This window comes from Rhodospirillaceae bacterium (genome assembly GCA_018660465.1).
Taxonomy (GTDB): Bacteria; Pseudomonadota; Alphaproteobacteria; order Rhodospirillales; family JABJKH01; genus JABJKH01.
Genome location: JABJKH010000008.1, coordinates 66,177 through 87,049 on the forward strand (window position 1 = coordinate 66,177; position 20,873 = coordinate 87,049).

Consider the following 20,873-nt stretch of genomic DNA (forward strand, 5'->3'; position numbering starts at 1 on the left):
GATATGGGCACGGCTAGTCCTTCAATTCTTCGATATGGCGTTCGGAGATACGCACGGCCATTCTATCACCTTTGCGACCCATTTTGCCTGTATATAATGAAACGTCCCCACAACGTAGATCAACCGGCGTATCCGGTTTTGCGTTGAACATTATCTGGGACCCTAGTTTTAGATTCATGACTTCGCTTAAACGCATCAGTTGCTCATCCAAAACAGCAACTAGGTCCACGTCAGTCACCCAAAGTTCTTCGCCCAAGTGAGTTTCCCAAATTGAGTCACGACCGAATTTTTCACCCATGAACTGCTGCAACAGAAGTTCACGAACCGGCTCCAACGTCGCATAGGGCATAAGTAACTCGAAGCGTCCGCCGCGGTCTTCCATGTCAATCCGGAGCTTGACCACGATCGCCGCATTCGCCGGCTGTGTAATGGTTGCAAACCGAGGATTGGTTTCCAAACGGTCGAAGCGGAATGTGACGGGACTCAACGGTTCGAACGCAGCGCTGAGATCTTCCAGCATCACATGAACCATACGTTCAACGAGGCTGCGTTCAATCGTCGTATAAGGCCGACCTTCGATCCGCATTGCTGCGGTGCCTCTGCGCCCGCCCAACAACACGTCAACGATGGAATAGATTAGCGATGAATCAACCGTGACCAGGCCATGGTTATCCCATTCTTCCGCCTTGAACACGCTGAGCATGGCGGGCAGCGGAATTGAATTCAAATAATCACCGAAACGCGTGGACGCGATACTGTCGAGAGAGACTTCAACGTTATCAGAGGTAAAGTTTCGAAGCGATGTCGACATCAGGCGAACCAGCCTGTCAAACACGACTTCCAACATCGGCAGACGTTCGTACGATACCATCGCACTGTTTAGGATTGCCTGAATGCCGGTACGGTCTATGCCGGAGACGTCTTCTTCATCATCAAAGCCGAGCAGACTGTCAATTTCATTCTGGTCGAGAACGCGCGTCGATTCGCGTCCTTGAGCAGCGCCCATGGGACCTGCCGAGGCCGTCTCCCCTCCGGCCATCGCATTTTCCCATTCGGCCGCAAGGTCGTCCTGGCTGTCGCCATCACCACCACCTTCGCCGCCACCCATGGCAGCTTCCCATTCTGCGGCTAGCGCATCTTGGTCTTCATCACCCGGAGCCGTCATTGTTTCACACTCTTATGTTTCATCGTCTACGCTCGGTTCGCGGTGTTTTGTCCGCGTTGAATTTTCATACCCTTATTGAATGAGTATTTGATTAAAAAGAACATCCCGTACCTTAATCGGTGCAACAGCAGCGCGGACCCGGGCCAATAATTCTTCTCGCAAACGATACATTCCCGCCGATCCTTTCAAATCTTCAACACGCAATTCTCTTAGATACACCTGGAAATAATCGATTACCCTGGGCATCAACACTTCGATTTTTTCCTTATCTGCCTCGTTGGTTAGCTCTAAACTGACCTTCATATTCAAAAAAACTGATTTCTTACCACCTGTATTGAGGTTGACGATCAAATCCGGCAAAGGCTTGAAGGCGCTTTCACCCGATGTCTCCACCGCGTCTTTGCTTTTTCCTTCGCCTTCCACAGGGTCCTCAGCACCACCCGATATCATCTCGATAACAGGCTGTAGTAACCCAGTGAAATAGGCCGCCGCCGCACCACCGACGACTAAGAACAGAACCAATCCGACGATGATGAGGAGTTTCTTATTGCCACCGCCCCCTCCTCCTCCTTCTTCTTCATCATCTTCGTCATATTCTTCTTCATCGTCGTCGTCAAAATCTTCGTCTTCGTCGGCCATACTTTCGCCTCGATCACGCTCTGAGCTCGAGCCCACACGATTTACCAATTGGTCATCGTAGGCTCAGTTCGTTAATAAGTGGTTGATAAACCTGACCCAAATTGGTTTCGTTTGTGGTTCATCTTGGCCTGCGAACGAGAGACAACGTCGCCTATGCGCGCGCACCCATGTTAACCATACCAAATTGCGCCCCCCCAGAGCAATAATGAGAGCAATAATGAGAGCAATAATGAGGGCAAAATTGAATTAAAGAGCTACTTGACGAGCATCTCTTTAAAATAGAGATCGCGGATTTTTGTCGGCGCGAATGCCTTGTTCAGCCTGGTCAAAAGCTCCTCTCGGATGCGCTGCATACCAGCCGCACCCTTTAAATCATTGGATTTTTGTCCCCGGATAAAAACTTGAATGCTATCATGAACCTTTGGCAGGATTGAATCGATGCGCAACGATTCTTCTTCGCTGCCTAATTCCAAAACTACTTTGATCCGAACGCCAACTTTTTTTCGCCGGCCCTCATTGAGATTGGTTAGAATGTCGGGAAAATCTTTGTAGATTACTTCCACGCCTTCGCCAGACTCGGCTTCAGCTTCTCCATCAGCGGATTTTCCGGTCTCTGGGGATGAATCAAAAACACCTGCGAAATAGGCTCCCGCACCCCCACCGATCAACAAAACCACAACGATGCCGATAATGATGAAGAGCTTCTTTCGGCTTCCGCCCCCTCCCCCTTCCCCATCTTCGTCTTCATCACCGTCTTCTAGTTCGTCGTCGTCTTCTGACTCGTCTTCGTCGTCATTTTCGTCGTCATCGGCCATGCGCTCTGTCCAATCCGATCAAGGCTATAAGAACAATACTACCAAATTGCAGTGCAGACGGGCAATAACTGCCCGGTAAAGGATGCCATCCGGTCCATTCCACACATCAAAACCAATCTAAATTTAGACCCTAACACATTGAAAAACAAGTTTTAATTAGAATGGCACGGTCCCTGCATATGTAGCTGCGGGTAAGTGTGAAAAATCAATTCGTGGAAATGAGTTTGTCATGGAAAATACATCTTTAATAGCTTTGTCGAAGCAATCGGCCCTCAACCAGAAGATGGCCATTCTTGCGAACAACCTCGCAAATATGAATACGACGGGGTTCAAGGGCGAGAAAGTGATGTTCGTTGAACACGTTCAGCAGAGCAAAGGTGGCCACGCCATCCTAGGCGACAAGCTGGCCTTTGTCAGAGATATCGCGACGGTCCGGGACCTTTCAGAAGGGCCGATCAAAACAACGGGGAACCCACTGGATCTTGCGCTTCAGGGTGACGGTTATTTCGTTGTACAGACCGACCTGGGCGACCGATATTCTCGTAACGGTCATCTTAGGCTTGATGAAACCGGGCAACTGGTCAACCAACAAGGTTTACCGGTGCTGGCAGAAGGCGGCCCTATCGTTTTTAGCCCTCAGGACACTGACATCATTATTGCACGCGACGGCACGGTTTCATCGGAAAACGGAGAAATCGGCAAGCTTCGCATCGTCGACTTTGAAAATCAGCAGAAGCTAGAGGTCATCTCCGATGGTCTTTTCTCCTCAGAGGAAACGCCGACGCCAGTTGAAAACCCTGGCGTCATCCAAGGCATGCTCGAAGGCTCAAATATCAAACCAATTATCGAAATGTCTCGATTGATCGAAACCCAGCGGGCCTACGAAGGCGTCCGCAAATTCATTGATCGCGAAGATGAGCGCTTAAAAGGCATGGTGAAGGAGCTCGGTCGACCAGTCTAAATCCAAACAACCAGCCAAAATCCAAAAAAAATCAGGATACGGCGACACAAGTTTAAGAATAGGAACGGGAAAAATGAACGCACTAGAAATCGCCTCAAGAGGAATGATGGCACAACAGGTCAATGTTGAGATTGTCGCCAATAACCTCGCGAATATGAACACCACGGCTTACGTTAGACGGTCTGCAGAATTCCAAGATCTCGTCTATAATAATATCTTGCGTCCGGATACCAGCGGCTCCAAGGCAGGCGCACTGGTCCCTGGCGGCATTCAAGCCGGTCATGGGGTTCGAATGGCGGGAATCACCGTCAACAATGAACAAGGCAGCCTAAAATCCACCGGAAACCCCTTTGACCTCGCGATTCAAGGCGGCGGATATTTTGAAATTAGCCTCCCCAGTGGAAACCCTGCCTACACCCGGGACGGCACATTCCAACTCAACGCGGCAGGCGAACTTGTCACTCATGACGGTTACCCCTTGGCGCAAGGCATTGTGGTTCCGGCGGGTACGACTGACGTGACCATTAACCCGACAGGTGAAGTTTGGGCCAAAATTTCTGGACAGGAAGACCTGGCCAACATCGGGCAAATCCAGCTCTTTAATTTTATCAATCCGGCAGCGCTTGAAGCCCAAGGCAACAACATGTTTGTCGCGACCACCGGGTCAGGCGAAGCATCACCTGGCATTCCGGGCGTGGCAGGCTTTGGCTCTATCCTCCAGGGCTACGTTGAAAGTTCCAACGTCGATCCCATTCGCGAGGTTGCGTCCATGGTTGCAGCCCAACGGGCTTACGAAATGAATTCGAAGGTGGTGAAGGCGGCGGATGAGATGTTAGCGCCAGGGAAATAGAGCCTAAGACATAGACGAAAGACAAAGAACGTAATTAAGAAAGGACGGGAACAATGAGATCTTTAGACATAGCAGCAACGGGCATGATCGCCCAGCAGCGCAACGTGGAAGTCGTTTCCAATAACTTGGCGAACATGAACACCACGGCGTTCACCCGCCGACGGACCGAATTCCATGATCTTCTGTATCAAAACCTCCGCCGCGTCGGCTCCACTTCTTCGAATGCTGGCACGGTTGTGCCCTCTGGTGTTCAGTTGGGCCTTGGCGTGAAGCTGGCGGCGGTTTACCGAATTCACGAACAAGGCAACTTGACCGCTACGGACAACACCTTTGACTTGGCGGTTCAAGGCAAGGGCCTGTTTGAAATAACACTGCCGACAGGCGAAGCGGCTTATAGCCGGGACGGCACGTTTCAATTGAATGCCAACGGTGAAATCGTCACCCATGACGGCTACCCGCTGCAACCCGGCATCTCAGTTCCCGACAACGCAGTCGATGTGACCATTAATGCCGCCGGCGAAGTGCTGGTGAAAATTGAAGGTCAGGTCAACCTGTCCAATGTCGGACAAATCCAGTTGACGACGTTCCCGAACGAACCGGGTCTGGAAGCCATCGGTGATAACTTGTACCTGGAAACGCCAGCGTCAGGCACGCCGACATCCGGCAACCCAGGTGACACTGATTTCGGATCGATCCTGCAAGGGTTCTTGGAAACATCCAACGTCAACGCGGTTGAAGAAATTTCCAACCTAATTTCCGCCCAGCGCGCCTATGAAATGAACTCGAAGGTCATTCAGACCTCCGACGAAATGATGGGCACTCTCAACCAGCTTCGATAAGAGCTGAGGAGATAAGGAGAATTAACATGAGGAAAATAGCCATTACACTAGCCCTGGCAGGCCTCCTCGCTATCTTAGGATCGCAGGACACCTTGGCGGGTACAAAATCCGCCAAGGGCCCTGCCAGTAATCGACCGGTAATGCTGATAGATTCAGTCACCGTCAACAGCACGATCATTCGTCTCGGTGATGTCTTTACCAATACCGGCAACAAGTCCGAAATCGCCATTGCCTATGCGCCAGGCCCTGGTCAAACAGCGACCCTAGATGCCAATTGGCTCTATCGCGTGGCCAACGCCTATAAACTGAAATGGCGTCCGCTCAGCGTTCAGGAGCACGTCATCGTCCAACGTGAAAGCGTGGTCATCACCCGTGAAGAGATTGAAGATCGCATCCTTGTGGCGCTTATCGACAAGGGTGCTGACCCAAAATCAAAGGTCGAACTCAGCAACCGACTCATGCGCATTCATGTTGCCGGCGGTCTGTCCGCCACAATTAAGGTCGAGGACGTTATCTTTGAACCCAGGATGAAGCGCTTCACCGCTGTTCTGGTCGCGACCGGTTCATCCACAAAGGCGCAACGCACGCGCGTCACAGGACGGGTCCATAAAATCTTGGATGTCCCGGTCCTGAGCTCTCGATTAAAGCCCGGTGATATCATTCGAAAGCATCATGTGAAGTGGATCAAGGTCCGCGCGGAACGGCTTCAACGCGATATTATTCTAAACGAAGCCGGTCTGGTCGGTATGGCGTCCAAGCGCGGACTCCTGGCCGAAACGCCGCTTAGGAATTCAGACGTTCGGCGCCCAATCCTGGTGGCAAAGAATAGCCTCGTCACCTTGGAACTGGCGATGCCATTCATGAACCTGACAGCACAGGGCAAGGCGCTAGAGGACGGCGCCCGGGGGGATACCGTCCGCATCCATAACTCACGTAGCAAAAACATTGTCGAAGGCGTGGTTGTTGGAGACGGCAAAGTCCGTGTCCATATGGCCAAACGCGTCGCCCTAAATTAGTAAAGAATTAGGAGAAACCATATGCTCCCCAAAACGACCCGTAAAAACCTCACCCTTGCAGTCATCGCCGCCGCGGCTGTGGCAGTGACAGGTTGCAACGTCACCACGCGACTATCCGAAGTCGGCGACGGCCCCCAGTTATCGAAGATCACCAACCCGACGGTGATGCCTGATTACCGACCTGTGAGCCTGCCCATGCCGGCGCCTAAAACCGCCGAGCATAATCCGAACTCGCTATGGCGGGCCGGAGCCAAGGCGTTCTTCAAGGATCACCGGGCCAAGGCAGTCGGCGATATTCTGACGGTTCAGCTGAACCTTGATGACAGCGCCAGCCTCGCCAATTCAACCGAACGCGAACGTGACGATTCAGAAGATACCGATGTGACTAACCTGTTAGGTCTGGAAGCAGAATTCGCCAAGAAACTCCCGCAAGCAATCGCGCCCGGTTCAGTGATGAGCTTTGGCTCCAAACATGAAACAAAGGGTGACGGTTCCATCGACAGATCAGAAACGGTTGAGTTAACTTTCGCCGCCGTGGTCACGCAGATCCTGCCCAACGGTGCACTTGCGATCATTGGCCGCCAGGAAGTACAGGTGAATAACGAGCTGCGTGAACTGATGGTCACCGGCGTCATTCGCCCAGAAGACATCGAATCCGATAACACAATTACCCATGACAAAATTGCTGAGATGCGCGTCGCCTACGGCGGACGCGGAACCCTAAGCGGTCTCCAGAATCCGCGCTGGGGCACAGAAGTATGGGATATCCTGTTCCCGTTCTAGGTTCACGGACACTGAACCAGGACACAAACTGGCCGGTGGATTTTCCACCGGCCGTTTTTTTTGGGTGAATAACACTAATAGAATTCAGGTCCCAGGATCTGCCATTGGTGTGGGCTCAAAAATTATGATCCCAGCTGTTCCGTCTACGTCCGGGCCAAATTTTATCGGCATCTTAACTTGGTGCATTAACTGATAGTTTTTATTCACGAAATGAAGCGAGCTGGTTATGAACACTGGCTTTCTTTTTGTAAATGCATCCTCGTGAAATTGCCTGAAAAAGGACTCTGATTGCCCCCAATCGCGATCTTTGATTGTTGTTTTCGTTAGGTCCTTTCCGAAAGTGCTGACCAACATCGTTCCAAAAAATACACAATTGAACTCGTTACTGTCTTTTAGATATTTGCTAATTGTAAGTCGCGGCCAGAATTTCATAAAAGGACGAGATTGCGTATCGGAGAAGCTTAGAAACCCATCACCAACGGTGTCCGCAACAAGATCAACAAACTCCTTTATTAAAGGGTCCTGTTCCGCTTGAACGCTATCTTTTTTGTAAAACTTGGGCACCTTACTCTTCCGTCACAGATTTCCGCAGCCACTCGCAAAGTTCAAACCCGATCTTGCGTCGTTCTTCACTATCTGAGGTTTGCAATTCACCAAGTTTGGTCGCAATTCTTTCAATAATTTCATGATATTCGCGAGCTGTTTCGGCTTCAATTTCTACGCGGTGGGTCAGGTGGGTGATTCTGTCCTTCAAGTCTTCAAGCGGGAGGTCGAGATTTTCAGGTTCCGCATAGACTGCGTTTTCTCGAATGTGCCGAATTCGGTCGAGTTCCGGTTGGTTCAGTCCTAATGCAGGGGCAATGCACTTGATCTTTTCATAATCGACATCGCCCTCAAAGGTTTCGATCTCCGCCGCCGCCAAGCGTTTGTTTAATTCCGAACGTTTAACCCCCAGCAGACGGGCCGCCTTCGATACACTAATTTGTTGCCCCATAATTTTATTTCGCGACCCCTTCAGTCTTTATAAACCGCATCTTTACATATTTTAGTAAAGTCTCTCTTGGAAATATTTGAAGCAAAGAGATCGTTCTCATCTCGGTATATAATCGCCTCATAAAGGTCCGGCACCTGCCCAATCAGACCAGAGACATACCATGGAAAATTGGAAAATGCATCCATTGCCGTGTCGAGTTTCTTAATTACACTTTCACGAAATGGCTCTGCATCTGCGGTTTCCGACAATACATTGGCGATGGTTTCAAGCGCTGCCTTGGTCCAACAAATCCGCGAGACCTGACCCGTATAGCGCTCTATCAATTCATCAGAGTCGTCCGAAAGAGACACAAGAATTTTAAACTTATCAGTCTCACCAGATGCATAGAGCGCATAGACTTCGGACAGCACAGGGACCAAATTATCACCGGCGCATCCAACGGCACCCGGGCATGTGTCACAAGATTTCAACTCACGCTCCTTCGTCCTGTCTGAATTGACCATGTCCCCTTAAAAGTCATATCTTGGATCGTGTATTTTTGACCAGGGGGCGGCGCAGGTATGTTCTTTCATTTTCATTTAATTTTTGACTCAAGTACAGCGGAGAAGCGGCAAAACTCACGCGCGGCGGAGGAAGCCTATTTGGCTGAAATTGGCGATAATTTGGTCCTTCGCGGCGAAATCATGTCGGATGACCAGAAGACCCAAACCGCCACGGTAATGTTTGTGGAGTTTGATGACTTGGCTTCGGTCCGTGCGTTTTTGGCTGATGACCCCTGGCATAAAAACGGCGCTTACAAAGAAGCTCATATCAACCGTTGGACCAATGGGCTGAAGCGCACGCCCGACACCCTGCCCTATCACGAAGGCGAAAGTTACTGGCATCTTCGTGGATATGGAAAGCCGGATACACACGCACGGCGCCAGGAAATACTGGCCGACCATATTGGCTATTACGCCCCCCATGATCCTGATAAAATTCTCATTCGCGGGGCGTTGCTGAACGCGGAAATCGATGAATGGCAAGGCAGCGCCATCGTGATGGAGAAGGAGTCTCGCGAAAATATCTTAACGTTCTTGGCCGATGAACCCTATTACGTCAACGGGCTCTATGACCGAATTTTAATTGAACGATTTAAGGTAATGCCGCGCTTATAAAGCCCAAATTATGTTGAGCTCTGATGCTCTCCGCACCAGGCTCCGCCCTCTGTCCGGGGCCACGTAATATGTTGATCGCCTGGCCTGGGGGCGTGGCGGCGACAGCGACCGTAACGGTTCTCATCATCGTCAATCGCCCTACGGCTGTCTTCTTCCCAATACCGGCAGGTCGTACAGTTCGTGTCTGACATTCTGGCCTCCTTCTTAGATTAGGGACACCGAAAGTCTACACTGACTTTTCGAAAATGTCGCCCTAGAACATATCACGTTCTAGTCGTCGCGGTGGGTTTTTTCCATCCGCTCGTGGCGTTCCTGAGCTTCCAGGCTCAACGTCGCAATGGGCCGAGCTTCGAGGCGTGACAAGCTAATGGGTTCCGCCGTTTCTTCACAAAACCCATAAGTGCCGTTTTCAAGTCGCTCCAGCGCTTCATCAATTTTCGCAATTAGCTTACGCGCCCGGTCCCGGGTGCGAAGTTCCAACGAGCGCTCTGTCTCCGTTGAAGCACGGTCGGCGATATCAGCCTCCATCCCTGTATTTTCCTGGAGATGCACAAGTGTCTCGCTTGATTCTTCGAGAAGTTCATCGCGCCAGCCCCTGAGCTTGCTGCCGAAGTATTCTTTCATCACCGAACTCATGAATTCTTCTTCGTCGGAAGGCTTGTAGTCTTGAGGAGTCGTTACATTCATTCTTAGTAACCCACTGTAATGATCGAAAATTTTGCCGGAATATAGAAGTGTGGAGCCGATCCTGCAAGAAGGATTTATCAAAATTCAATCATTTTTAATGGGATGTAACAATTGGCAGGATTTTGCCATTTCGCAAAATTATTGCGTAAATCACACGTCGCGAGTCAATTTAGCGATTTCGACTTCGGCGCGGAGCTCGATTTCATCAATGATCTCATTGAGGTTCGGGTCTTCTGTTTCCCGGCGATGCGCACGCATCTGACCTGCCAAGTGGGCCAAATCTTCCTTGGCGATAGCACCGGTGAGTAGTTGTCGGCGCAGATCTTCCATCTGGTCGAGTAAATCCTCGCCATAGTGCTGCAACTTGCGCTGACCCTGCTGATCAACGTTCCCAGAGACTTCTTGCAGCGCGAGAATAGAGTCCACGGGTCCAGTGGCACTGACTTCCGACGCGGCAGAAGTCCCCGTTGTACCGGCAGCCTTATTCAGCTGCTCGGCAAACTGCACTCCGTGCCCCGGCGCCGCTTTCTTGCCGCGCGAGACCCCTGATGCTTTGCCAGTTGTAACCTTAGATACTTTCATCGTGTCAACGTATCACGTTTCACCCGTTGCTACAGGACTTTAAACCGAAGTGAAATCTCAGCCGAAATTCTCACCTGGAAAAACTTAATAATGAATTGACCAAAATCAATTCGTTTTCAGCTCAATCTGCTTGATATAGGGATGGGGCCTTAACAACCAGTGAATTTATTAACGGAATAATTTTTGACGAAAGGGTTGCCAATTCAAGTCAGCCGCAGTAGGTTGGGGAACAGTTGTTGCGAATAATTCGCATTATCTTAGTAAACATTGATAGAAAACAAGTCTTTATCAATATCTTGGAGGAAGAATGAGAAGGTTTCCAATTTTCATACTCGTCGCCTTTGTTGGGCTTATGGCTGCATTTAATTTCGTGCCTGGGTCTTATTTAGGTCTTGGGCCTGCACACGCGGGAGATAAAGAAGTAAACCTTTATTCCTATCGCCAAGCCTTTTTGCTAAAGCCCCTTTTGGATGGATTCACCAAGGAAACCGGGATTAAGGTCAACGTTGTTTACGCGAAAAAAGGCATGCTGGAACGGCTCAAGGCGGAAGGTGCCAATAGCCCGGCGGATGCAATCCTGTCGGTCGACATCGGTCGATTGAACGATCTTGTTCGGTCCGAACTGGTGCAGCCAATCAATTCCAAAGTCTTAAATGCCAACATCCCGCAACAATTTCGTCATAAGGATGGCCTGTGGTATGGCCTAACGGCCCGCGCCCGGGTTCTTTATGCGCACAAAACACGCGTTAAACCGGGCGAACTCACATCCTATGAAGATCTCGCGAAACCGCGGTTCAAGGGTCGAATTTGCACCCGGTCCGGCAAGCATGTTTACAATATTTCCCTTGTTGCCTCGATGATCAAAGCGCTCGGTGAGACCAAGGCAGAAGCCTGGGCCAAGGGTGTAAAGGCCAATCTGTCACGGCGTCCCCAAGGCAATGATCGGGCCCAGGTCAAAGCCATTTACCAAGGCGAATGTGACGTTTCCATTGGCAACCACTATTACATGGGGAAAATGGCCACGAATGAGAAAAAGCCAAAACAAAAAAAATGGGCTGAAACTGTCAGGATCGTATTTCCCAACCAGCAAGACCGGGGCACCCACGTCAACGTCAGCGGAGCCGGCATCACCAGCAGTGCCAAGAACAAGGCCAACGCGATCAAGCTTCTCGAATATTTAAGCGGAGATTTAGGCCAGGAAATCTACGCCCAGGTGAATTTTGAATATCCGATTAAGAAAGGCGTGAAACGCCACCCTATGGTCGCCTCCTGGGGAGATTATAAACCAGATGCGGTTCATTTGTCGGATATCGCGGCGCTGCGTACGGCGGCCTCGAAACTGATGGACAGGGTTGGATTCGATAACTAGATTCCCAACCCAAGGAACAAAAGAGGGCCCGCCGGTCACATGCCGGTCGGCCCTCTTTGATGTTCGCTTCTTTAATTTTCTGGGGAATTTAAGGAAATAAACGACGTGACCACGAATACAGCCGCAATTGGGCAACGCTCGAGACTTCCCTCCTTTCGAAGGGTGCGGTTGAACGTCTGGAGCGTGGGCACGCTAATTGTCGCGGGATTGGCATCGATCCCCATCATCGCCGTCATTGCCATGGCGCTCATGCCACAGGTCAATATATGGCCCCATCTGGCCTCAACTGTTCTGCCTCATTACATTTTGACCACCCTTTTCCTGATGACAGGCGTGGGATTGGGGACACTGATTATCGGCACTGGCTGCGCCTGGCTGGTCACCATGTGCCGCTTTCCAGGACGTCGCGTATTTGAATGGGCGCTGCTGCTGCCAATGGCTGTGCCAGCTTATATTGTCGCTTATGTTTACACGGATCTTTTAGAATTTGCCGGACCCGTTCAAGAAACCCTGCGTGATCTGTTCGGCTGGAAGTTGAAATCAGAATATTGGTTTCCTGAAATTCGCTCCACCGGTGGGGCCGCGCTGATGATGACGTTGGCGTTTTACCCTTACGTCTATTTGCTGTCCCGCGCAGCCTTTTTAGAACAATCGGTCGGTGTCTTGGAAGTCGGGCGGACCCTGGGTCGTGGGCCGTGGCGGGGGTTTTTCCGCATCGCCCTCCCCTTAGCGCGACCCGCAATCATTGTCGGACTGACATTGGTGTTGATGGAAACTCTTAACGATTTTGGCACGGTTGATTATTTCGCCGTTGCCACGTTTACCGCCGGGATCTTCGATGTCTGGTTGAATATGAACAATGTCGGTGGTGCTGCGCAGTTGGCGACGGTCCTTTTGGCCTTCGTGTTGGTGCTGATTTATCTCGAACGGCGCAACCGCCGTGGCCAACAGTACCATTCCACCACGACCAAGGTACAAGCTCTTCCCGGTTATCAATTAAAAGGTTTCTCAAAATTTGCGACTGTGCTGGCGTGCTGCCTGCCGGTTTTATTTGGCTTCGTTTTACCCGCCGGTATATTATTGAATTACGCGGTCAGTCATTACAGTGAAGCGCTTGATGCCAATCTAATCGCCTTTACCTTGAACAGCTTGATGCTTGCCTCTGCCGCAGCCCTCATTTGTATCTTTGTTGGCGGCTTCATGGCTTATGGTGCCCGGCTTGATGGCAGCGCCCTGGTCAAAGGTGCCACCCGATTTGCCAGCTTAGGATACGCAGTGCCGGGTGCTGTGCTTGCAATCGGTGTGATTATCCCGACGGCGTGGTTGGACAACACAATCGATGCGACCATGAAGGGGCTCTTCGGCATCCCTACAGGACTGATCTTAAGCGGCACCATTGTCGCGGTGACCATCGGCTACGTCGTGCGATTTTTAGCTTTATCGTTTGGCACGGTCGAAGCCAGCCTGGCCAAGGTGACGCACAATATGGACGGTGCTGCCCGCACTCTGGGCCACGGTCCGGCGCAGACATTTATAAAAGTCCACATGCCATTGATCCGTGGCAGCATTCTGACAGCGGCCATTTTGGTATTTGTCGATACCATGAAAGAACTGCCGATGACGATCATTCTGCGACCGTTCAATTTTCAGACATTAGCAACCTTTGTCCATCAATATGCTTCCGATGAATTGCTGGAGGAAAGTGCATTGGCAGCATTGATCATTGTTGCCGCAGGGATTTTGCCGGTTATTCTGCTCAGCCGAACCATTGGCCGATCACGTCCTGGAACAGAAGCTGGAGACCGCGTATGAACGACCAGGGTATGAACGACCTGCGGATGACCGACATTGCGCATGCTTATGACGATCACGAGGTCCTTAAGGGTGTCGACCTAGCAATCGTCTCCGGTGAACTGGCTTGTCTTTTGGGTCCGTCTGGGTGTGGCAAGACAACTTTGCTGCGTCTGGCGGCAGGACTCGAACCCCTGCAGCAAGGCATGATAACCCTTGGCGACAGTGTCGCCGCAAATGCTGCCGCCGCAATCCAAGTGCCCCCGGAAGATCGCGGCGTCGGCATGATGTTCCAGGATTACGCCCTGTTCCCGCATCTTACAATTTTTGAAAATATCGCCTTCGGATTGCCCGAGCAGACCAAAGAACGCCTGGAGTGGATACAAGATGCGCTGAACCGAATGGACATGACCCGGCACGCCCGCCATTACCCACATACTCTTTCAGGCGGCCAACAACAGCGGGTTGCGCTGCTGCGTGCCTTGGCCCCAAAACCCAAGGTCCTCTTACTGGACGAGCCGTTTTCCGGGCTGGATGTCACCCTCAGGGCGCAAGTCCGAGAGGAGACCCTGAACCTGCTGAAGGAAACCGGCGTTGCCACACTTTTGGTCACACATGACCCAGAAGAAGCGATGTACATGGCCGACACGATCATGGTCATGGACGAAGGCAAGATTATCCAGGCAGACCCGCCGGCGAAAACCTACATCCAACCGGTAAACGATTATGTCGCCGGGCTGTTCGGGCCCGTCAACAAGGTCACAGGCAAGGTCGAATTCGGTCAGGCACAAACACCGTTTGGACCTTTCGATGCGCCCGGTGTTGATGACGGCACGGAGGTTCAGGTCTACATACGTCCCGAAGGCATCACCGTGACCCCAGCTAACAACGGTGATAATTTGATGGAGATTACGGCGGTGCGCTTATTGGGCCGATCCAGCCACATCCGGTTGTGCCGCAAGATCGATACGCCAGAGGGTGAAATCCACCTGCAAGCAAGAGTCCCCGGCATTTTCCGGTCCGAAGACGGCGCCACGGTCGACGTAACCATTGACCGAACCCACGCGTTTGTTTTTCCGAAAAGCTAGAGAATCAAGCCTTAACTATCTTATCCCGATTGTTGCTCACATTGGCTGTAGCATTCCGAGTATCAATTACCAACGGAACTGCCTCAACCAAGGCGGCGTAATCAACGTCACTGTGGTCGGTGCAGATGAGGGCAACATCGTAGGCGGCGAAGGCTGCTGGATCCCAAGGGACGGCCCCCCGACCCGAAAGACTATCGTGTTTTCGCGTGTGAGGAATTTTATCGACAAACGGGTCGTGGAAATCGACGAACGCGCCGCCCTCTTCCAAAATTTCTATCAGTCGGAAGGCCGGGCTTTCACGGACGTCATCGACGTTTCTTTTGTAAGCAACGCCCATCAATAAGACTCTTGCACCTCTGAGGTCTTTGCCAAATCGAGATTTCAATTGTGCCGCCAAAACACCAACCACATGGTCCGGCATGGCGGTATTAATCTCACCGGCAAGTTCAATGAACTGGGTTGGCTGGCCGTACTGCTTGGCTTTCCAACTGAGATAAAACGGATCAATGGGAATGCAGTGCCCGCCGAGACCAGGTCCTGGATAAAACGGCATGTAACCGAACGGCTTAGACTTGGCCGCATCGATTACCTCCCAGATATCGATGCCCATTTTGTCGTAGATCAGCTTAAGCTCGTTGACGAGGGCGATATTAACCGACCGGAATATGTTTTCGGTCAGCTTAACCGCTTCCGCTGTTTCAAGAGAACTGACGGGGACTGTGCCCGCCACGACATTCCCATACAGCGCTTCGGCGAGGCTCAGCGCTATTGGCCCGTCGCCGCCGACGACCTTGGGAATCTTTGCCGTGCCGTGACTTTCGTTGCCAGGGTCTTCGCGCTCTGGAGAGTAAGCGAGGAAAAAGTCCTCGCCTGATTTCAGGCCTCCCGCTTCCAATAAAGGACGGATGATTTCAGATGTGGTGCCCGGATACGTCGTCGATTCCAACACAACCAGCTGTCCGGGCCGCAAATACTTTGCAATGGTTTCGGTGGTGGATGTGACATAGCTCAGGTCTGGTTCGTGCGCGCCGGTCAATGGTGTTGGCACACACATGATAACTGCGTCCATTTTGGCAAGTTCGGCGAAATCTTTTTCGGCCCGAAACTTCCCAGAGGCAACCATGGCCTTGATATCGCTTTCAGGAATGGTCTTCAGATAGGTTTCACCGCGATTCAGGCAGTCAATTTTCTCGGCATCAATGTCGAACCCAGTGGTCGAAAAGCCCTGTGCAATAAACGCCCGCGCCAGGGGCAAGCCAACGTAGCCCAATCCGATAATCCCCACGGTGGCATCGCCGGACTGGATTGCGCCTGCGAGATTCTGGGCGTGCACATTATCAACTGCGTTCATGGTTTTCCTGGTTCTAAAAATCTGAAGGCCAACTTATATGCCAGACTTAGCTTTACAAAGTCTTTATCCAAAATTTCTGAATTACCGTACAAACCAACTCGGCAAAAATTGCAGGGCGACCCAAAATATGTCCCAAGACCGGTATCCTTTACCCTATGATACCTTTCTAAAATCACATTAATTCAATGGGTTAGGTAGATTACAAACTTGGCATCCATTTTGCTTAATAAGGGGAGAGTTATTGCGTGTGCCCCGCGAATTGGGCAGAAATATGGAGTTTTTGGATGGCTATTTTTGGATCCTTTGCATCAAGCACACTTGCTATGATCTCGCAGAGTCATGCCTTCAACAACATTAGTACGAACATCGCCAACATTAACACGGGCGGTTACAAAGCGACGGATACACGGTTTGCGACTGTGTTGAGCCGGACGTTTACCTCTGGTCAAGGCAGCAGCACGCTGTCTGGCGGCACGCCCTCACTGGATTCCGGCATAGGTGGCGTAAGGCCTACGGACATAAATCGCATTAACCAGCAGGGCAATATTGTTTCGAGCGCACGCGAACTTGACGTTGCCATCAACGGCAAGGGATTCTTTGTTTTAAATGCCAGTCAAGACGGGAGTGGACAAGAACTCTTCACCCGCGATGGCTCTTTTGACCTCTCGACTGGTGCTAGTTTCAGCGTAGCGGGAATTCCGTTATCCGATGGATCTGCAGGTTCAGTTACAAGCAACGAAGGTTTTCTTATCGACAAGAATGGATATTTTGTCCAAGGCCGCAAGGTCGGTTCCGACGGTAAGTTCTCCGACAGCGGCTCGTTACAATCTATTCGTCTGGATCAATTTGCCTTTGTCGCCGACTTCGTTCCAACCACGGGTGCCGAGTTGGTTCTGAATATTCCTGCGGGTGAAGCGGTAACCCTCCCACAAACCGATCAATTTTCTTTATCGGGGAGCTTTGCGGTTGGGGATGTGGTTTCGATCAACGTTAACGGAACAACGGTCTCGACCGCACCAATAGTTGCAACCGACACCTTCCAGACCATTCGTGATAATTTGGTTGCTGCCATAAACGCCAACGCGACAATTGCCGCCGCCGTGACCGCCAGTGCCTCTGCGACCAGCGGCACAGACCTTAATATAACCGCTGATCAACTCAGTGTCGGTTTCACCAGTTTTGGGTCGGTCAATTTAACATCTCCGCTTGTTATATCAGGGTCGACGGTCGAACCCGTGGGTCTGCCGGAAACAGTCTTTAATATTCAAACAATCGATTCTGTCGGGGTTAAACAAACCCCACGGCTAGATTTCGCCAAGACCGCAAACAATACGTGGGAGGTTCGAACAACCACCACGCGAACACCCGTCAAACAGGTAGATACGATCACCCTTGTCGGCGACGCAGAAGCCGGTGATAAATATAATTTCACCGTCAATGGGCAAAACATAACGTTTACCGCAACGGGCCTGGAAGGTGATATCAACGCCATCCGAAGCGCCATCGTCACCCAGATTAACGGGGATAACAATTTTAATAAAACCGTGGTTGCGACCGGCACCGCTAATGCCGGTGAGTTCACTCTATCTGCTGTCACTGCAGGAACCGCATTTGTTGCAACCACTTCAGCCAGTGACACAGGGACGGCGCAGGTGGATACACTGACTTTAACTGGCGCAGTTGGTGATGTCGGCGATATTTATACTACGACAATTGACGGTAAGATCGTCACCGTACCAACAGACGGCACAGAAGTCTCTCTGGATGCGATCCGCGACAAAATTGTCGCCGCAATTAATTCAGACCCGATCACGGGCCCCCTTGTGACCGCTGCCGCAGGTGGTGCTGGGCAATTAACCCTAACGGCTAAGACCACTGGCACCCCCTTTGTAGCAGCGGCGACACTTACGGATGTTGCGCTCGGTGCCGTAAATACCTTTACCCGAGCAGCCACGACGGCCAACAGCCCTGTGGATACGTCGACATTGGTGAATACGACCGCCAACGGAGCGGCATCATTTACATCTGCACCAACAACAATTGTCTTTAACGGCGACGGCACACTGCAGACACCAACCACGCTGACCTTACCGCTAACATTTGATGGCGGAGCAACGGCCAACGTCGCCCTGGATATCAGTGGTATCACTCAGTTCGAAGGTGCTCTTACGCCTGTATCATTCGAATTTGGCGGGTTTGCTAAATCAGAACTCGCCTCTTTCTTCTTCGAGCCAGATGGCGTGATCTCCGGTAAGTTTGAAGATGGTACAACCCGACCGTTGTTCAAAGTTCCACTGGCGACTTTCACCAACGCGGACGGCCTTGCCCGGAATAACGGCAACACCTTCACTTCAACGGCAGAATCTGGCACAGCCAGGGTCGTTAACGCCGGTGGAGATGGCGTCGCATTGCTGTTGGCCAACTCTCACGAATTATCCAATGTAGATCTGGCAGATGAGTTCACCAAAATTATCGTGACCCAAAAGGCCTACAATTCTGCAGCAACCGTGTTTAGAACCGCCGATGAAATCCTTCAGACGGCGCGCGATCTGAAACGATAACCTCCCTTTTCGTCAGTGAATTTACGCCGGATGTATACAACACACATCCGGCGTAAATCCCTGAAATCACAGCTAAAATCTTGATCCAAGTGCCACTCGGCAAATTCTACCGCTACCCGGAAACCCGTGCCGCCAATTGGCGGGCCTTGTTGCCGCAACCTAAAAATAAATCATTATAAATCAACAACTTAACGGAAATAAGATTTTGGCATGAAATTCGCATAAATAGTTACGAAAAATAACGTTCAGAGACTTGGTTAAAAATAATGTTGCACCAAACAACGCATAACGGGACCCAAACAATGCTGCTTCGTGAAAATACCGTTTTGGTCAAACTGACCCGAAAAGTTTTCGCTTTTGCCATCTTGGCACTGTTCCTGACAGCCCTCCCGACAACGTCCGTCGATGCATCCTCACGGATCAAGGACATCGTCGAGTTCGAAGGCGTTCGGGACAATATGTTGGTGGGCTATGGCTTGGTTGTAGGTCTCAACGGCACCGGCGATTCATTGGCAGACGGCCACTTCACCAAGCAGAGCCTGAAGGCCATGTTGAACCGGTTGGGCGTTAAGCCGACCGATTCGGGTTTGGATTCAAAGAACGTCGCAGCTGTGATGGTGACGGCGACCCTTCCTTCTTTCTCCCGTCGCGGTTCGCGGATCGATGTCACGGTTAGTTCGCTCGGCGATTCCAGCAGCCTGCTGGGCGGCACCCTCCTGGTTACACCTGTTTTGGGTGCGGACGGAGAAGTCTACGCCGTCGCTCAAGGTCAACTGGCCGTCGGTGGATTTACCGCAGCAGGGGCCGCAGAGTCGGTAACCAAGGGTGTTCCGACCAGCGCACGTATCGCCAATGGCGGCATTGTTGAACGCGAAGTCAAATACAACATGACGGGGATGAAAACGATTAAGATCAGCCTCCGTAATCCGGATTTCACCACGGCCCGTCGGGTGTCCCAGGCAATCAACGCTTTCTTGGGCACAATGGCAGCGCGGCCCAGTGATCCCACCACGGTTCATCTGAGGGTGCCGAAAAGTTACAAAAACAACGTCGTTAACCTGATCACCGATGTCGAACAGCTGCGTGTCACTCCAGATCAATTGGCCCGCATCGTCATTGATGAGCAATCCGGTACCATCGTGATGGGTGAAAATGTACGGATCAGCACCGTCGCCATCGCGCAAGGCAGTCTTACTATTCGCATTACTGAGGCACAGCAGGTATCTCAACCTGGTCCCTTTGCCGAAGCCGGCACCACCGAAGTTGTCGACCGCACCGACATTCAAGTAGATGAAGGTGGCGACCGCAGGCTGACAGTCTTTCAAACTGGCGTCACAATTCAAGAGTTGGTTAAAGGCTTAAACGCGCTGGGCATCGGGCCTCGCGATATGATCACAATCTTGCAAGCGGTCAAAGTGGCCGGTGCGTTGCAAGCTGAAATTGAGGTGATGTAATGGCTGACCCAATGAGCACAGGCCAAGCCTATTTGGCGACCCAGAGTGGACGGGCGTTACCCAATACGAAGGGCATCGTTGATCCTAAGCAGGCACGCGAGACGGCCCAGGAATTTGAAGCCGTGTTCCTGAGCCAGATGCTTAAACCCATGTTCGAAAGCGTCAAGATTGATCCGCCCTTCGGTGGTGGCATGGGCGAAGACATGTGGCGTTCGATGCAGGTCGATGAATACGGCAAAGCAATTGCACGCGCCGGCGGCATCGGAATCGCCGACGCAGTTTTCCGCGAAATGATCAAACAACAAGAGGCACACTAGTCATGGACTCAACAAAAAGAATTATGGACCTAATCAATATCACCAGTGAACTGGTGGACATTTTGGTTGAAGAAAATGAAGCGTTGAAAGAATTCCGACTCCATGAGATCGGTGATTTGATCAAGGATAAGGTCACCGTCAGCCGGGCCTATGAAGCCCATGTGCACGAACTAATCTCCAATCCGGCCATTCTGACGGAAGTTGATATTGACTTACATGAGAAACTTCGCGGGCTGGGCGATAAGGCAAACCAATTCATGGGTGAAAACGCCCGACTTCTTAAAGCCGCGATCAACGGCAATAAGCAGGTTATGAAACTGGTCTCTGATGCAGTGAAGAAAGCAAAGGCCGGTGCTGGAACCTATTCTCCTTTGGGAGAATCGACGACCGGCAAAACTCAATCGGCGCCGAAACGGATCGCCGTATCAGTTGATCAGTCTCTTTAGGTTTTTTT

General features: G+C 51.3%; 22 protein-coding genes. 13 read left to right on the forward strand and 9 right to left on the reverse strand.

From position 1 onward, the window contains the following. Positions 1 to 13: 13 nt before the first annotated feature. The 3 genes from fliM to HOM51_01645 form a co-directional block, all read right to left on the reverse strand. Positions 14 to 1,165 carry a flagellar motor switch protein FliM gene (gene fliM, locus HOM51_01635; protein ID MBT5033197.1) on the reverse strand — a complete coding sequence of 384 codons (1,152 nt, stop codon included), beginning with the start codon at positions 1,163 to 1,165 and terminating at the stop codon, positions 14 to 16. Positions 1,166 to 1,237: 72 nt separating this feature from the next. Continuing rightward, positions 1,238 to 1,804: a flagellar basal body protein FliL gene (locus HOM51_01640; protein MBT5033198.1), complete on the reverse strand. Its 567-nt coding sequence runs from the start codon at positions 1,802 to 1,804 to the stop codon at positions 1,238 to 1,240. Positions 1,805 to 2,058: 254 nt separating this feature from the next. Continuing rightward, positions 2,059 to 2,619: a hypothetical protein gene (locus HOM51_01645; protein MBT5033199.1), complete on the reverse strand. Its 561-nt coding sequence runs from the start codon at positions 2,617 to 2,619 to the stop codon at positions 2,059 to 2,061. A gap of 229 nt (positions 2,620 to 2,848) precedes the next feature. Here HOM51_01645 and flgF point away from each other — a divergent pair, with 229 nt between their 5' ends. The 5 genes from flgF (at position 2,849) to HOM51_01670 (ending at position 7,068) form a co-directional block, all read left to right on the forward strand. After that, positions 2,849 to 3,580, forward strand: a complete 732-nt coding sequence (gene flgF, locus HOM51_01650) for a flagellar basal-body rod protein FlgF (GenBank protein MBT5033200.1) — start codon at positions 2,849 to 2,851, stop codon at positions 3,578 to 3,580. Between the two features lie 73 nt (positions 3,581 to 3,653). Further along, positions 3,654 to 4,430, forward strand: a complete 777-nt coding sequence (gene flgG / locus HOM51_01655) for a flagellar basal-body rod protein FlgG (GenBank protein ID MBT5033201.1) — start codon at positions 3,654 to 3,656, stop codon at positions 4,428 to 4,430. Positions 4,431 to 4,483: 53 nt separating this feature from the next. Next, positions 4,484 to 5,269 (forward strand): flagellar basal-body rod protein FlgG, encoded by a 786-nt coding sequence (gene flgG, locus HOM51_01660; GenBank protein ID MBT5033202.1) that lies wholly within the window; start codon positions 4,484 to 4,486, stop codon positions 5,267 to 5,269. Between the two features lie 26 nt (positions 5,270 to 5,295). Next, a complete protein-coding gene (gene flgA / locus HOM51_01665) occupies positions 5,296 to 6,285 on the forward strand; it encodes a flagellar basal body P-ring formation protein FlgA (protein ID MBT5033203.1) in 990 nt (329 codons plus the stop codon). Positions 6,286 to 6,306: 21 nt separating this feature from the next. Further along, positions 6,307 to 7,068 (forward strand): flagellar basal body L-ring protein FlgH, encoded by a 762-nt coding sequence (locus HOM51_01670; protein MBT5033204.1) that lies wholly within the window; start codon positions 6,307 to 6,309, stop codon positions 7,066 to 7,068. Between the two features lie 84 nt (positions 7,069 to 7,152). On the opposite strand, the gene HOM51_01675 is transcribed toward HOM51_01670, so the two are convergent. Genes HOM51_01675 through HOM51_01685 form a run of 3 tightly spaced genes read right to left on the reverse strand, consistent with a single transcriptional unit; the run spans position 7,153 to position 8,532 of the window. Beyond that, positions 7,153 to 7,632: a hypothetical protein gene (locus tag HOM51_01675; GenBank protein ID MBT5033205.1), complete on the reverse strand. Its 480-nt coding sequence runs from the start codon at positions 7,630 to 7,632 to the stop codon at positions 7,153 to 7,155. A 1-nt stretch (position 7,633) separates the two neighbouring features. Continuing rightward, positions 7,634 to 8,062: a hypothetical protein gene (locus tag HOM51_01680; protein ID MBT5033206.1), complete on the reverse strand. Its 429-nt coding sequence runs from the start codon at positions 8,060 to 8,062 to the stop codon at positions 7,634 to 7,636. Between the two features lie 20 nt (positions 8,063 to 8,082). Continuing rightward, entirely contained in the window at positions 8,083 to 8,532 is a 450-nt protein-coding gene (locus HOM51_01685; GenBank protein MBT5033207.1) for a hypothetical protein, read from the reverse strand. A gap of 90 nt (positions 8,533 to 8,622) precedes the next feature. Between HOM51_01685 and HOM51_01690 the strand changes: the two genes are divergently transcribed. After that, positions 8,623 to 9,219, forward strand: a complete 597-nt coding sequence (locus tag HOM51_01690; GenBank protein MBT5033208.1) for a hypothetical protein — start codon at positions 8,623 to 8,625, stop codon at positions 9,217 to 9,219. A gap of 270 nt (positions 9,220 to 9,489) precedes the next feature. Here HOM51_01690 and dksA read toward each other — a convergent pair whose 3' ends face one another. Both dksA and HOM51_01700 read right to left on the reverse strand, forming a co-directional pair. Further along, positions 9,490 to 9,906 carry an RNA polymerase-binding protein DksA gene (dksA, locus tag HOM51_01695; GenBank protein MBT5033209.1) on the reverse strand — a complete coding sequence of 139 codons (417 nt, stop codon included), beginning with the start codon at positions 9,904 to 9,906 and terminating at the stop codon, positions 9,490 to 9,492. A gap of 150 nt (positions 9,907 to 10,056) precedes the next feature. Further along, entirely contained in the window at positions 10,057 to 10,488 is a 432-nt protein-coding gene (locus HOM51_01700; protein ID MBT5033210.1) for a hypothetical protein, read from the reverse strand. A gap of 352 nt (positions 10,489 to 10,840) precedes the next feature. On the opposite strand from HOM51_01700, the gene HOM51_01705 reads away from it, so the two are divergent. The 3 genes from HOM51_01705 to HOM51_01715 all read left to right on the forward strand — a co-directional run bounded on the left by HOM51_01705 (position 10,841) and on the right by HOM51_01715 (position 14,736). Further along, the gene (locus HOM51_01705) at positions 10,841 to 11,857 is read left to right on the forward strand and encodes a Fe(3+) ABC transporter substrate-binding protein (protein ID MBT5033211.1); all 1,017 of its coding nucleotides are present in this window, start codon (positions 10,841 to 10,843) and stop codon (positions 11,855 to 11,857) included. A 240-nt stretch (positions 11,858 to 12,097) separates the two neighbouring features. Next, positions 12,098 to 13,669, forward strand: coding sequence for an iron ABC transporter permease (locus HOM51_01710; GenBank protein MBT5033212.1), 1,572 nt, complete (start codon positions 12,098 to 12,100; stop codon positions 13,667 to 13,669). Positions 13,670 to 13,680: 11 nt separating this feature from the next. Further along, positions 13,681 to 14,736 carry an ABC transporter ATP-binding protein gene (locus HOM51_01715; protein ID MBT5033213.1) on the forward strand — a complete coding sequence of 352 codons (1,056 nt, stop codon included), beginning with the start codon at positions 13,681 to 13,683 and terminating at the stop codon, positions 14,734 to 14,736. 4 nt (positions 14,737 to 14,740) lie between these two features. On the opposite strand, the gene HOM51_01720 is transcribed toward HOM51_01715, so the two are convergent. Then, positions 14,741 to 16,087 (reverse strand): nucleotide sugar dehydrogenase, encoded by a 1,347-nt coding sequence (locus HOM51_01720; GenBank protein MBT5033214.1) that lies wholly within the window; start codon positions 16,085 to 16,087, stop codon positions 14,741 to 14,743. A 284-nt stretch (positions 16,088 to 16,371) separates the two neighbouring features. Here HOM51_01720 and HOM51_01725 point away from each other — a divergent pair, with 284 nt between their 5' ends. The 4 genes from HOM51_01725 (at position 16,372) to HOM51_01740 (ending at position 20,865) form a co-directional block, all read left to right on the forward strand. Then, positions 16,372 to 18,648, forward strand: a complete 2,277-nt coding sequence (locus tag HOM51_01725) for a flagellar hook-basal body complex protein (GenBank protein MBT5033215.1) — start codon at positions 16,372 to 16,374, stop codon at positions 18,646 to 18,648. A gap of 302 nt (positions 18,649 to 18,950) precedes the next feature. Further along, complete coding sequence (locus tag HOM51_01730; GenBank protein ID MBT5033216.1) at positions 18,951 to 20,102, forward strand: flagellar basal body P-ring protein FlgI; 1,152 nt, start codon at positions 18,951 to 18,953, stop codon at positions 20,100 to 20,102. Next, positions 20,102 to 20,419 (forward strand): hypothetical protein, encoded by a 318-nt coding sequence (locus HOM51_01735; protein ID MBT5033217.1) that lies wholly within the window; start codon positions 20,102 to 20,104, stop codon positions 20,417 to 20,419. The genes HOM51_01730 and HOM51_01735 overlap by 1 nt, the downstream gene beginning before the upstream one ends. 2 nt (positions 20,420 to 20,421) lie before the next feature. Further along, positions 20,422 to 20,865: a hypothetical protein gene (locus tag HOM51_01740; protein MBT5033218.1), complete on the forward strand. Its 444-nt coding sequence runs from the start codon at positions 20,422 to 20,424 to the stop codon at positions 20,863 to 20,865. The last annotated feature ends 8 nt before the right edge of the window (positions 20,866 to 20,873 follow it).

Coding starts and splice junctions, on each gene's coding strand:
- HOM51_01725 (MBT5033215.1), top strand. CDS start 16,372: ATGGCTATTTTTGGATCCTTTGCATCAAGCACACTTGCTATGATCTCG.
- HOM51_01710 (MBT5033212.1), top strand. CDS start 12,098: ATGGCGCTCATGCCACAGGTCAATATATGGCCCCATCTGGCCTCAACT.
- HOM51_01680 (MBT5033206.1), bottom strand. CDS start 8,062: ATGGGGCAACAAATTAGTGTATCGAAGGCGGCCCGTCTGCTGGGGGTT.
- HOM51_01735 (MBT5033217.1), top strand. CDS start 20,102: ATGGCTGACCCAATGAGCACAGGCCAAGCCTATTTGGCGACCCAGAGT.
- HOM51_01720 (MBT5033214.1), bottom strand. CDS start 16,087: ATGAACGCAGTTGATAATGTGCACGCCCAGAATCTCGCAGGCGCAATC.
- HOM51_01715 (MBT5033213.1), top strand. CDS start 13,681: ATGAACGACCTGCGGATGACCGACATTGCGCATGCTTATGACGATCAC.
- HOM51_01700 (MBT5033210.1), bottom strand. CDS start 10,488: ATGAAAGTATCTAAGGTTACAACTGGCAAAGCATCAGGGGTCTCGCGC.
- dksA (MBT5033209.1), bottom strand. CDS start 9,906: ATGAATGTAACGACTCCTCAAGACTACAAGCCTTCCGACGAAGAAGAA.
- flgG (MBT5033202.1), top strand. CDS start 4,484: ATGAGATCTTTAGACATAGCAGCAACGGGCATGATCGCCCAGCAGCGC.
- fliM (MBT5033197.1), bottom strand. CDS start 1,165: ATGACGGCTCCGGGTGATGAAGACCAAGATGCGCTAGCCGCAGAATGG.
- flgA (MBT5033203.1), top strand. CDS start 5,296: ATGAGGAAAATAGCCATTACACTAGCCCTGGCAGGCCTCCTCGCTATC.
- HOM51_01640 (MBT5033198.1), bottom strand. CDS start 1,804: ATGGCCGACGAAGACGAAGATTTTGACGACGACGATGAAGAAGAATAT.
- flgG (MBT5033201.1), top strand. CDS start 3,654: ATGAACGCACTAGAAATCGCCTCAAGAGGAATGATGGCACAACAGGTC.
- HOM51_01690 (MBT5033208.1), top strand. CDS start 8,623: ATGTTCTTTCATTTTCATTTAATTTTTGACTCAAGTACAGCGGAGAAG.
- HOM51_01645 (MBT5033199.1), bottom strand. CDS start 2,619: ATGGCCGATGACGACGAAAATGACGACGAAGACGAGTCAGAAGACGAC.
- HOM51_01705 (MBT5033211.1), top strand. CDS start 10,841: ATGGCTGCATTTAATTTCGTGCCTGGGTCTTATTTAGGTCTTGGGCCT.
- HOM51_01670 (MBT5033204.1), top strand. CDS start 6,307: ATGCTCCCCAAAACGACCCGTAAAAACCTCACCCTTGCAGTCATCGCC.
- HOM51_01740 (MBT5033218.1), top strand. CDS start 20,422: ATGGACTCAACAAAAAGAATTATGGACCTAATCAATATCACCAGTGAA.
- flgF (MBT5033200.1), top strand. CDS start 2,849: ATGGAAAATACATCTTTAATAGCTTTGTCGAAGCAATCGGCCCTCAAC.
- HOM51_01730 (MBT5033216.1), top strand. CDS start 18,951: ATGCTGCTTCGTGAAAATACCGTTTTGGTCAAACTGACCCGAAAAGTT.